This is a genomic window from Amycolatopsis sp. w19, assembly GCF_051373225.1.
GTDB lineage: Bacteria > Actinomycetota > Actinomycetes > Mycobacteriales > Pseudonocardiaceae > Amycolatopsis > Amycolatopsis japonica.
In genome coordinates this window covers 12,956-25,595 of the sequence record NZ_JBPQFM010000036.1, presented here as the reverse complement: position 1 = coordinate 25,595, position 12,640 = coordinate 12,956, and the positions used below count along the sequence as shown (strand labels likewise).

General features: G+C 69.9%; 6 protein-coding genes. 5 read left to right on the top strand and 1 reads right to left on the bottom strand.

The genetic code is table 11. The features are described from left to right. The first annotated feature begins 75 nt into the window (after positions 1-75). Together ACSMFO_RS38100 and ACSMFO_RS38095 are read left to right on the top strand one after the other, a co-directional pair. Positions 76-411: a hypothetical protein gene (locus tag ACSMFO_RS38100; RefSeq protein ID WP_038509471.1), complete on the top strand. Its 336-nt coding sequence runs from the start codon at positions 76-78 to the stop codon at positions 409-411. A 12-nt stretch (positions 412-423) separates the two neighbouring features. Continuing rightward, the gene (locus tag ACSMFO_RS38095; protein ID WP_038509473.1) at positions 424-738 is read left to right on the top strand and encodes a hypothetical protein; all 315 of its coding nucleotides are present in this window, start codon (positions 424-426) and stop codon (positions 736-738) included. A 70-nt stretch (positions 739-808) separates the two neighbouring features. On the opposite strand, the gene mycP is transcribed toward ACSMFO_RS38095, so the two are convergent. Further along, the gene (mycP, locus tag ACSMFO_RS38090; RefSeq protein WP_436462294.1) at positions 809-2,095 is read right to left on the bottom strand and encodes a type VII secretion-associated serine protease mycosin; all 1,287 of its coding nucleotides are present in this window, start codon (positions 2,093-2,095) and stop codon (positions 809-811) included. Between the two features lie 118 nt (positions 2,096-2,213). Here mycP and ACSMFO_RS38085 point away from each other — a divergent pair, with 118 nt between their 5' ends. The 3 genes from ACSMFO_RS38085 to ACSMFO_RS38075 are packed head-to-tail and all read left to right on the top strand — an operon-like array spanning position 2,214 to position 12,640. Beyond that, a complete protein-coding gene (locus ACSMFO_RS38085; protein ID WP_436462293.1) occupies positions 2,214-2,591 on the top strand; it encodes a YbaB/EbfC family nucleoid-associated protein in 378 nt (125 codons plus the stop codon). After that, positions 2,588-2,914 carry a hypothetical protein gene (locus ACSMFO_RS38080; protein ID WP_436462292.1) on the top strand — a complete coding sequence of 109 codons (327 nt, stop codon included), beginning with the start codon at positions 2,588-2,590 and terminating at the stop codon, positions 2,912-2,914. The genes ACSMFO_RS38085 and ACSMFO_RS38080 overlap by 4 nt, the downstream gene beginning before the upstream one ends. Before the next feature lie 15 nt (positions 2,915-2,929). After that, the gene (locus tag ACSMFO_RS38075) at positions 2,930-12,640 is read left to right on the top strand and encodes a toxin glutamine deamidase domain-containing protein (protein WP_436462291.1); all 9,711 of its coding nucleotides are present in this window, start codon (positions 2,930-2,932) and stop codon (positions 12,638-12,640) included.

The window sequence follows — 12,640 nt, the reverse complement described above, 5'->3', positions numbered from 1 at the left end:
CGCCGGGGCGGAGCCTCTCCCGGAACTAGCTTCGGTGACACAGACATTTCACGTCAGAACAAGGAGGGGCGAAGAATGCCCGAAGTCAATATCGATTTCGCGATGGCGCGAGGTGGCATCAGCTTCGGTGACACCAGTCAAAGCGAACAGCTTGCCGGGGCCGACTCCCTCGGCAGGCAGATCACCGAGCTGGCCTCCGGCGGGATGGCGGGCGTCGTCCAGTCCGCGGCGTTCAGCACCAACGAGGTGACCGGGGACAGCCACAGGCGGCTCCTCAACTGGGGCCAGCAGGCCCTCGTCGAAAATCCGACGACCGCGGTGAACATCCTCGGCAGCGGTCAGGACGGTGCCCAGAACTCGCTGCACAACAGCGTCTCGCAAGTCTCGAAGGTCATCGGGAACCAGGCCTGAAAGGGGTAGGAAATGTCGGTAGACGGTCACTTCAAATGGGACTTCGCCAGCGGGGAAGCGGGCGGCCGGACGTATCGCGACGGTGGTGACAGCATCGAGAACGCCTCCGCCGAACGACTTCAGCGGGCGCGTGCCCTCGCCACCGACGGCTGGTACGACGAAAGCGGCCAGCAGTACCTTCAGGTGAACCAGCGCAGCCACAACCAGAACCTCGAAACCGCCGACGGACACCGCGCCGTGAGCCAGGGCTGGGGCAAGGCCGGCGTCGAATGCCAGGACGCGCTCGGCCGCGCGTGCAACGCCCTCGGGAACGCGGGTATGGCGTAACACGGAACACCGAATGCCCGGCGCGTCGCAGCGCCGGGCATTCGGCATGCCGGTAGGACGGAAGCCCTTCCTACCGGCCGGAAATGAGGAAAACCTGCTCCGGTGGCTCGATGATCCGCGGTTCGACGGGCACCGCTCGGGCCCGGCCCGCTCGCCAGCGGCGACGCTTGCCGCGCGGCACCACCAGCGCCATCAGCAAGGCCAGGGCGAGTGCGCCGACCACGGCCACGGTGCACCATCGCGCCGTTTCCGCGATGCTCTCTTCCGACGCGGCCCGGTCGAGCCGCGCCTGATCCGGTGGGCGGGGGGCATGGGCGGGCAGCACGTCCGGTGCACGGGTGTCGAGACCGTCGGTCACGGCACGGTAGGGATCGACCAGACCATGGCCGTAAGCCGCGCTGCCGTTCCCGCCGCGCGACGGTGCGGCCGTCGCGATCAGCCGCCGGGCGACCTCGGGTGCGGACAGCCGGGGCCAGGCGGCGCGCACCAGTGCCGCGGTGCCCGCCACGAACGGGGTGGCGAAACTGGTGCCGTCGACGTAGGCGTGGCCGTCCACTCTCGCCACGGTCAGAACCTTGGCGCCGGGGGCCACCAGGTCCACATAGGACCCGATCTGTGAGCCGGTCATCCTGGCGCCGTTGATGTCCACCGCGCCGACGCCGAGTACGCCGTCGTAGGAGGCCGGATAGGACGGGAAGGCGATCGTCGCGTCCCGCTGGCCGTTGCCCGCCGCGGCGACCACCAGAGCGTCCCGGGACACCGCGTACGCGACGGCGTCCCGGATGACGGCGAAGTCGTCGAATCCGGCCAGCGAAAGGTTGATCACCTTCGCACCCTGGTCCGCGGCGTAGCGAACGCCGTTGGCGACGACCTGCGGGTCGATCCGCAACTGCTCTCCCTGATCGCCGAGATCCCGGTCGCTCACCCGGACCGGCAGGATCTCCGCGTCCGGGGCCACCCCGCGAAAACCGATGCCGGGCAAGGGATCCGCGGCGATGATGCCGGCCACACCCGTGCCATGCGAAACGCAGTCGAAAGCGCCGGGGTGGCCACCCGAAAGATAGAAATCCCTTCCCGCGCGGACTTTCCCCGGCCTGCGCAGCTGGGGATGGTCGGCGTCCACCCCGGAATCGACCACCGCGACCAAAACACCGGCTCCCCGGCTGTGCGGCCAGGCTCTTTCGGGGGCGAGGACCTGCTGCGCCCAGGGTTGCGCGCGTACCTGGGCGCGGGCGGGAGCGGCGTCATGGCAGGCCCCGGCGGGCGGAGCCGCGTTCGCCACGCTCGTGCCGCCGAGCGTCTGAGGGACAGTCATGGTCAGCACGGCGACGGCAGCCGCCATCCGAAGTCGTCTCATCGCCGTCATGTTCCGCTTGCGGGGCACCGGTTCACGCACTCGTGGCAGAAACAGGCCACGGACGCCCCGGCCCCGGTCGTCGTGGCGACACTGGACCGGAACCGATCGAGGAGGGCCGGTGGACACATCTTTGCGCCTCGGCATGTACGCCGAGTACGAGCGGATGGCCGAGGACGTCAGGGCGATGAAGAAGCGCATGGCCGAGATCCGGGCGACCGCGGAATCCGATGACGAACTGATCAGCATCACCATCGGTGGCACCGGCGAGGTGCACGATCTCTGGCTCGACCCCCGTATCTACCGCACTCCGGATTCGGTGGCGCTGGCGCGGGCCATCGTGGAAACCTTCCAGCGGGCGGTCGTTCTGGCGAAGGAAGAGGGAGTCGCCATCGCCGCGGACTACCTCCCGCCGGACGCCACCGCCGAGACGACGGATCTGCGGCTCGACCCGTTCCTGCACGAACTCGACCGGCAGGTCGCCGGAGGCACGCGATGACGGGCGTCGACTGGAACGCCGACGGGTTCATCGACATCTATCCCGTCGAGACCCAGGGCAAGCTGAACGAACTGAGTACCGCGAGCACGAATCTCGCGAACGGGTGGAAGAGCGCCCAGGACCGGATCAAGGCGCCGGGCGCGCTTTTCGGCGGCCCCATGGGTATCGCGTTGAAAGGCGTATTGGAGACGCCGTCGAACGAGCTGAGCAAGATCGTCGACCAGATGCCCGGCTTCTATCAGGGAGCGGCGGACGGCGGGAAGAAGGCCGTCGGGTACTACCTGGACGGCGAAGCCGCGGCGACCGACGCCCTGTCTTCCTGAGGGACCACCGAGACCATGAGCGGCGAGGGCGACATCCGCGAGCCGGGCGGAGACCTGTGGAACGCCGTCCTCACCGAGGGCGGTTACGCCAAGGACAGCCTTTGGCCGCCGGACAGCGAGACGGCCGCTCGCGCGATGGCCACGGCGTGGAAGGACGGCGCGGCCGCGCTGAAGACGGCCGTCGACTCCTCGAACCTCATCGCGCAGGGCTTGCGCACGTCCTGGCCCGATCCCAACGGCTATGCGCTGTATGACGGCATAACCAGGATCAACAACGGCACCCTGGAAGGTCAAGGCGGTGTCAGGGAGGTCCCGCCCGCCATGGAGGGGCTGGGAAAGGCCTACGACGGCTACGCGGAGATCCTCGGCTTCGTCAAGACCCAGATCCGGGAAACGATCTCCTACCACAGCTTCATCTACAGCCATCTGGACGATGGCGGCTCCTTTCTCAATCCCGGCGGTGAGGCGGCACAGCGGTTCTTCGCGAGAGCCATAGCGAAGAACATCGCGGAGCTGGTGACGGCCGCGGCGGCGCTGATCACCGACCCGGACAGCGCACCCGCCGCCACGCCCAAGATCGCCAACCCGGGTTTCGTCGGTGGGATCTACGACGGCCTGGTGAACCTGGCCAAGATGATGGGTGGCCTGATCGGCTACGCGGACGGTCCCTTCGGTGGTTCCAGCTGGAGCTTGTCGAACGCCGTGCTCGCCTGGGGCGGGATGGCCAAGCTCGGCGCGGCCGTGCAGGCGTACACCCATGGCCTCGGCTGGGTGGATCTCGCCGTCGGTCTGCCGGGGGGAGAGCGCGGCGAGCTGGGCGGGGTGCTGCTCGACTTCGGGAAGCAGTTCATCCATTACGGCGAGTGGGGCGAGGACCCTTGGCACGCCCTCGGTGGAACTGTCGTGAACGTCGGCGCCCTCATCGGCCTGCGCGGAGCCGGAGCCACCACGCGTGCCGCCGGGGCGGGCATCTCCTGGGTGGGGGCAAAGGCCGGCCGGGTCGCCGGCCTTTCGGGCGTCGGCAAGGCACTGTCGGGCGCCGGAGCGCGGCTGGGCCGGGGCGGGGAGGCTCTGGTCAAGGTCCCCACGGTCACCGAACTGGCCATCAGGCACGCGCCCCAGGCTCTCGAGAAGGTCCGGAGCGTCGTCAGGGGCGACCGCGGGATCAGCGCGGAGACCGCCGCGCAGGTCATCCGGAACCCGCTCGGACCGCTGCCGGGTTCGGTCGGGGAAAGCCTGGCGAGGCATGCCGGCCCCGGCGCCGATGTCCCGGTGGCCCGGCCGCACGACACCGGAGGGAACAGTCCGCGCGATCCGGACAGCGGCGTCGCAGGCGCCGGCGGCCGCCCGCCCCATACACCGGATCCGCCGTCGACCCCGCCGAAACAGTCACTCGCGGCCGAGCCGCCGCATGCCGGTCAACCCGCCCGGAACGCCGATCTCGCCGAGACACCCGGGCCGGGCGGCCGTCCGGAACACCACGCCCCCAACGGGCCGGGCGACAAACCGCCTCCGCCGCCTTCGCCGCAGCGACAGGAATCCCCGGTGAAGGCCGGGCATCCGCCGACGAACGTGTTCGACACCGTCGGCATGCACGAGCTGGCCAACGGCAAGCTGGGCGAGGCCGGCCGTGCCGGTGCGGCGGAGGCCCACGCGAGCGGAAGGTGGAAGGGAGACCCGCCGCCCGAGGTACCTCGCGGTGTGGAACCGTCCACTCCGAACACCGGGAAGGCCGACAACCCTTCAGGGCCGCCGTCGGACAACGCCGCCGCGCATCCCGTGCATCGTGAGCGTCCCCCGGCGAACACCGAGCGACTCGGTGATCAAGGCAAACAAGGGCAGCCACCGGCGAAGTCGCTCACCCCGCGAGGCGGTGACAACGGCAGGACCGTTCCCCAGCACAGCAGTCACGAGGGAGGCCGTGCGCCGGGGGAGCACGCCGACGGCGACGGTCCTCGCCACGGCGACGACGGACCTCCCGTGAACCCCCGGGACGTCCTCCGCCTGGACGACCTCGCGCGAGGAAAGCTGGGCGAAGCCGGGCACGTGGGCATCGAGGAGGCGCGGGCGAGCGGGCAGTGGAAAGGCGACGGCGAACCCGGGCCGCGCCGTCCTGGAGACTCACCGGAGGAAGGTCCGCCCGGCGCGCTCGACAGGACGCCTGATGAGCCGCCGCCCGCTGGTCCCGGTGGTTCCGGTCACGCACGGACCGACGACGGGTCGGGTCTGTCACCGGAAACCGGGGGAGGCGGTGTCGCGACCGCGGTGCGGCCGGATCCCGTCACCCCCGCGCTTCAACGCGCGGCCGAGCCGTCGCCCGCGGGCGCGCGGGCGGAGGCACCCGCGGCGCGGGCCGAGCACGCGCCACCGGCCCACACCACTCGGTCTTCGCCGAGCCCGGCCACCGCTCGGCTCGCCGAACAGGCCACCATCGGCGACGTGATTTCGGGCGCTCCCAAGCCGCTTTCACATCCGGAGGCGGAGCCGCTGACGGTGAAGCCCGATCCGGACAAGGTGCGCTCGGGTGAAGCAGGGGGCCTCCCCCGGGTGACCGATCCGAAGCTGCCCGCCATCGGCGATCCGGTCCGCCCTCCCACGAGTTTCCCGTCGCGGCCGGTCGTGGGGACCCCGCCAGCGCCGGTGGTGGGCTTCCCGCCACCGGCCACCGTGGACTTCCCACGTCCTCCCGGCGAAGTGCGGAACCCGCCGGGCCGGACGACGGTCCCGGTGGCACCCGTCGGCCCGGACCGGCCGGTGTACCCCGAACCGCCGCGTGTACCGGAGCGGCCGCTGGAGCTTCCCGCCGTTCCGGACCGCGTCGCCGATCCGGTTTCCCCGCTGACCCCCGGCGGGCCGGATCGCCCGCCCGTGGAGATCGTCCCGCCCGTCGACCCACCCGACGTCACCGTTCGCCCGGTCGACCCGGCTCCCGTCGAGCTGCCCTTGCCGCCGGACGAGTCGGTTCCCGTGCTGCCGTCGGCGAATCCGCCGTGGCCCGGCGCGCCCGTCACCTCTCCACCTCCGCGACCGTCCGCGGTGCCCGAGCACGCGGTGCCCGCCTGGCCGGTGGAGATCCCGTCCCGGCACCAGCCGATCGCGCCGGATTTCCCTCTTGGCCCCAGGGAAGACCAGCCGAGCGTGGTTCCTCCCGAAATCCGGGAATTGCTGACCGAAACCGAGCGCGACCTCCTCGACGCACTCGCCGCCGCCGGAGTGAACATCGCGTTCATCCTGGAACGCGTCCTGACGGAGTTGACGGGGAAGCCCGGTATCCCGAACCGAACCGGACTCCCGGACCGGCTCGCGTCGCTGACCGACGCGCAACGGGCGGCCTTCCGTGAACGGCTGGAGGGAATCCTCGACGCACAGCCGGTCAGGCCACGACCCGCGACCGAGGGAAAGCCCAAGCCTGAGTACCAGATCCTCGGTTCGCCCGAAGGGCTTTGGTTCCCCTACACGATTTCGCTGAACTCCGACACGATAACCGCTTACGGCAAGGCGGTCCGGGAGCACGAAGAACTTCTCGAGCAGCTCATGTGGGCGGCCGGATTCCTGCCGCCCGAGGAGGTCGAAAAGCTGCTCGAAGCGACCGGGGACCTGCCGCGGCTCAAAGAACTCCTGCGGAACCTGCGGGACAACGTGCAATCCGCCCTCGTCGCAGCCTGGGAGCTCGCCGCGAAGGGACCGCGGGGGATGGCGATCGAGGGCGTCCGGGAACCGGTTTTCTCGGCCGAGGGCGAGCTACTCGGCACCATCGACATCAAGGCACGGCTCGCCGATGGAACCGAGGTGTGGGTAACGGTCGGGCGGCTCGCCGGGCCCAGTGAGAAGGACGCCGCGAGCTTGCTCGACAGCGCGGCGAAGTCGGTCGCGCCGTCGTCCGCCGCCGTCAAGCGGTACTTCGTGCTCAGCGCCCCGGCATCGCTCGAAGGCACCGCGGGGATCAAGCAGGTCGCCGGGGACCTGGGCGCGCTCGGTTTCGACGCGGTGCTGCCCCACGGGCGGGAAAGCCGGGTACCGGACGAACTTCCCTTGCTGGACCCGTTTTTCGCCCGCAACGTCCGGCCTCGCCACCCCCAGCGCCACGAGCCGCATCCGGCTCGGCCCGCCGCCCCCGCCCGTCCCGCCGATCTGCCGGACGAGCTGATCCCGCTCTGGGAAGAGCTGAAGGCCCGAGAACAGCGAGCTCTCGCCGATCTGGCCGCGACCGTGGGACCGAAGGCCGGCCGCTACGCCCTGGCGAATTTCGTGACCTGGCTGGCACAGGAGAAGGGGCTTTCCCGCGACGTGTCCGCTTCGCTGGCGGAGTGGCTGGCCAGGGTTCCGCCACCGGACAACCTGCCCCCCAAATTCGTTCCGGCCTGGCACAAGATGCCCGTGGACGTGCAGCAAGCGTTCGCGAAACTGATCGAGACGAAAGGCCTGCAGGTCGCGCTGTCCGAGTTCAACAACCGGATCGGGGAGCTGACCTCGGTACGAGGCACCCCACTGCAGCGGGTCGCGGACCTGGACGCCACCCGGTTCGACATCCTGCGCCGGCTGTTCACCGAACAGGTCACGCCGACTTCCGCCGCCGAGATGGGGCGCACGCTCTTCTTCCACGACGTTCGTCCCATCCTCGACAGGTGGCTGGTCCTTCACCAGGTCATAGACAGGCTTGCCGGACACGGAGTCACCAACGTCGCCGAGCTGTACGAGGAGCTGCACCGCAACCTGAGGCTCACGTTCGAGAAACTCACCGGTCTGGATCCGGCGGGCAAGATCGCCGCGAAGGACGTGGGCGGCAATCCGGAGAACCTCAGGGGTTTCGAAGCCACTCTCCGCAGTGCGCTCCGGCTCGCGGACCTGAGTCACACGGATCCGGAACGGCTGGCGCGGCTCGGCCTGCCGGGGCTGAAGATCATCGCCTTGGACCGCAAGATCTACCGGCCGAACGGCGAAGAGTTGTCCGACATCGACATCCTCGGCGAGCTCACGGACGGCACGAGGGTGTGGATCGAGGTCAAGCGCAGCAAACTGGACTACGGGACCAAAAGGTACGAGGACGATCTGGCGGTCAAGCTCCGGAACCAGGGCGCTCATCAGGACTTCACCGCCCGCCCCACGAAGCTCTTCGTGCTGTTCGCGTCGAAGGTCGACGTTCCCTATGCCAAGCAGGTGATCTCGGACGGCGCCCACGCGGTCCTGCACCTCGATCCCCTGCAGAACGTCGATTTGGTCGCGAAAAGCAAACCGGCGCTTCCGATCAGATGGAATCAAGGACGCCGGGACCAGCTCTTCGCGACCGGTCTGGCCGACATGGACCTGCAGGCTCCATTCGGGCCGCTGGGCGGTAAACGGCAGAAGCACCCGCAGCGCCAGTGGCCGCACCCCGAGCGTCCGCCCTCTTCGGTGAAAGCCACCACCGTGCCGGCGGCGAGGCCTCCCGAGCCGTCGCTTCCGTCGAGGCCGGCCCAGGTTCCGGCCAAGGTGTGGAAGCAACTCTCCGCTGACGGTCAGGCGGCGATGGCGAAGGCGGCCGCTTCGGGGCATTCGGACATCGTCCGGCTGTTGGGTGCGCACGCGGCGGAACTGGCGGGGGCGAGCAAACATCCCCAGCCGCGGCGAATCCCCAAGCTGCTCGCTTCCTTGACACCTGAACAGCACCGCGATCTCGCGTCGGCGCTGGACCGCGCTGCCGCCGAGGCGGCGAAGGCCCGCCCGGCCAGGCCGGCTCCGCCACTCGGTAGCGGCTGGACGTCGATCGAAATCGGCGGTGCCGCCGTGGTGACGCCGGGGCGGCCGGAACTGGAAGGCGAGCTCGCGCGCGCCTTCTTCCAAGCCGTCGAGGACGCCGGGCTGACGGTGCTCGCGGAGTACGTCCGATCGTCCATAGTGGCCGGTGACGGAGATCAGCGGTTCACGGTCGTCGCCGAAGTCGGCGACTGGCTCGGGGACCGAGCGGCGATGTGGTCGGTATCAGCCCGGGGACCGGTCGGGGACCCCGCGAGGAACGTCCTCCGGATCGTCGTGTCGGCACGGCTCGCTCCCGGTGCCGTTCCCCGGGCGCTCGCTCACGCCCTCGCCGCCGGCGCGGCCGATCTCGCCGACGGCGGGTCCGCCACTCCGGGATATCTCGACCCGGAGGGAGATCTCGACCGCAGGCCGGTGCTGACTCCCACCGACCGCGGACATCTCGCGCAGGTCGTCGTCCTCGACCGCGAATTCCAGCGGACCGCGCTGAATCCACCGGCGCGTGCCCGCACGCGCAAGGCGATCGTGGAACTGCTGGGCCGCCTCGGTCTCGATCCGAACCAGAGCGGGAGCGACTACCGTATTGCGGCGCTGGCGGGTGAACCCGGTAGGTGGGAGGTCCGGCGCCACCTCCCGCCGAAGGTGACGGACGGCTACCTCGCGACGAAGACCCACGCGGTCACCGGCCTCTACACGAGTGTCCTCCCGTCGGGGATCTCGGCGGGTGTCTTCATGATGCTGGGCTCCGGGAGAGGTGGCATCGCCTGGGCGGTTTTCGGTCTGGTCAACGCTCTGCTCGGTGCGGGGATGGCCCGGAAATGGGAGATCGCCAAGGACGAACAGGTAGCCAAGGGACGGGTGTACGACGCCACGGCACGCAGGATCGACGCCGGCGCCGCGTCGGCCGGACAGGTACGTGGTCACTTGGCTCAGGTCGGCGTGCCCGCCCACCACGGGCCGTCCGCGCCCTCCGAACGACAGGCGGGTCTCGCACGGCTGGGGCCGCGGCCCGATCTCGCCCAGAGTCTGGGGAAGCACGTCCGGCGGTTCGCCCTGCCGCCGTTGACCGGTGCGGGTGTCGGGATCGGCGTGGGCATCCCCCTCGGACTCGCGGGGACGTCCGTGCTCAGCATCGTCGCTCTCGCGGGGGTCGCCGCGCTCTTGCAGCCTTTCGCCGAACGGCGGCGGACGCAGATCCAGAAGGGAGAAGAGCTCAGGAAGATCGATGACAACGCCAGGGAGCTGGACCACCTGCTGGCCGCCTACGACGTCCAGGTCTATGTGGACCTGGCGAAGCGTCTCGGTCTCGACCCCGGCCCAGAACCGAAGAGCCTCAGTCTCGCGCACCGCGATCCGAAGCCGCTCGGGCTGGGGAAGGCGGCCAACACACCGGACATCCTGCCCTACTTCAGTGAGATCGTCAGGCGGACGTTCCGGGGCACCGCCGCGGGGACGCTCGACCAGAGCGCGTTCCTCGCGCGGCATCTGACCCTCTTCGAATCCATGTTCGCCTATGGCGCAGGCCGCAGTCTCGCCACCTTGTTCATCGCGGTCTGGCAGTTGAACAAGCTCGACCAGACCGAACTGGAGCACACCGTCGCCAGACGGACCTTCGATGAGCGGCAACTGCGTTATCTCGCGAGTCCACAGGTGGCGAAGGAACGCGAAGGGATTCTGAAGCTGGCCGAGTCGGCGGTCGGGCCGCGGCCCGGCTTCTGGGGGCGGTTGCGTGACGCGGCGGTTCTCTTCGGATCGCCGAAGCCGCCGCGGACGGAGCCGCGATCGGTGTCCACATCGGACGAAGCGGCGATCCGTCCCGGATTCGCTTCGAAAGCGGACTTCATGAAGGCTTACACGAGGGTTTCGGCGATCGGCGCCGCGGCCACCGTCGGGGCCGTCGAGCTGTCCGGGGCGAGTCCGGCGCTCGCGGTCTCCGCCGTCGCGGTCGCGGCCGCCGGGCCGGTGATCGGCTGGCGCAAATGGTGGCACCGGAAGGCCGAACTCGAAGCGAGCGACAAGAACATCGCCGCGACCAATCAGCAGAAGGCGGACAAGAGGGCCGCGGAGCAGGCGGAGACGGAGCGGTTCGTCACCGCCAAGGTGACCATGTCCGCCGAGGCGGTCGCCGCGGAGGCACGACGGGCCGACCGGCCCGCGGTGCTCGGCCTGGCCCCGAAGGCGTTCGACGCCATGCGGCAGGTCGCCGCGTTCATGGCGGCCCGGCCGCCGGAAAAGCCGCCCACGCCCCTCCGGAATCTGAAACCGCTCGAGATCGCCGAGTATCTGTGGCCGAACCTGGACTGGGCGGCTCCCTACGAGGCCGCACTCCTCGAAGCGCGGCGCTCCATCGCGGCGGAATCCACCCGGCTCGACACGACGAAGGACTGGGGCGACTACGAGACGATCGGTGCGCGGCGACTGGCCGTCGTCGAACTCGCGCGGCTCGCCGACCGAGTGGTCACGCTGCTGGAACATCATCGCCGGAGTGGCAACGGCGAACCGGTCTGGGTGGGGAACGCGGACCTGAACAACGCCATCGTGAGCTACCAGCGGCTGAGTTCGGCGGACTGGGCGAAGGCGACTCAGGAACCCGCCCCGGACTGGCCGTCCGGTCCCGGCAAGACCAGCGCCGCGGCGGCGCTCCCCGCACCGTGGAGTTCGCCACCGATACTGGACACACTGGACTGGCCGGCCAGTACCGGTTGGGGGACCGTGCCCCGGGGTGCGGGGAGCTGGCTGCCGCCGTGGCGGAACCGCACCGAGGCATCGGCGTCGTCACAAGCGGACTTCTCGAAACTGGCCAAGGCGACGCCGCTCACCTCGTCGCCGTCGATCCACGACGGCTCCGTGCGACGGGCCGACGCGGAACGGCTCATCGCGGCGGAGTTCCCCGAATTGCCCAAGACGAATCCGAACGCCCACTCGGCCGACGCCGAGCGAGACGGCTACCGGACGAACTGCACCAAGGCGGTGGTCGCCTTCGTGCTGCGCCTGCGTGGTGAAGAGGTGACGGCCGGTCCGGTCCTGCCGGAGGAAGCCGCGACGCTGGCGTATGTCTCCGACCGCCTCGGAGGCGTGTGGGAGACCGGTCACGGCGTGAGCTACGACAGTGTCATCGCCGCGATGAATTCCCGTCCGGTCGGCGCGATGGCGGCCATCGACATCGTCCACACCGGAGACGACGGACTGGCACGCGAGCACGTCGCGCTGGTGGTACGGCGGCCATACGGGATCGTGTTCCTCGACCCGCAGACGGGCTGGTTGCTGAAACTGCCCGAGCGGCCGGTCGCCCTCGCCCTGCTGCCGTTCACCGACGTTCCCTTCGAAAGCGCGGCGAAGGGCTTGAGCGGACTGAGCTCCCGGCGGCTGGCGGCGCTGGGCTTGCCGGGCCTGAAGATCGAGAAGACCGTGGAGCTCGTGGCGGGGCTCGACCTGCACGGGCGGCTCGCCGACGGGACCGAGGTCCGGGTCTTCGCCAGAGGTGCCGTCTCACCGGATTCCCGCCCCTTCGACCGCGGGGTCGTACCACCCGGTGGCAAGGTGGTGTACCTCTACGTGGGGGCGGAAGGGAAACCGGCGGACGGGTTTCTCGAGGCCGGGGCGGACCTGGTCCTGAGATACGGCGGAAGCCCGGATTTCGAGCTGATCGCGGACGCCGATCCGGCGCCGCCGGGCGCCCCGGCGCGATACGGTCCGTTCCATCGGCTGGAAAGCACGAGCCAGAACGCCGGCGTGGCCGGGATGCAGTCGGCGTCCCGCGAGATCTGGGGCAGGGCACCCGTCTACGGGGACAGCGCGCCGGTGGTGCAGGCCTACCGCGGCCCGTTGCCGGAAGGACGCAGGGGAGTCGAGTTCTGGACCGACATCAAGCCCAAATGGCACGGCACCAATGTCGCGATGCGGGCCTGGTACCCGACGCAGGGGGTCCGGATCGAGGACGACTTCGCCAAACTCGAAGTCGTGGTCACCAAGAACACGCAGACGGAGGAGTGA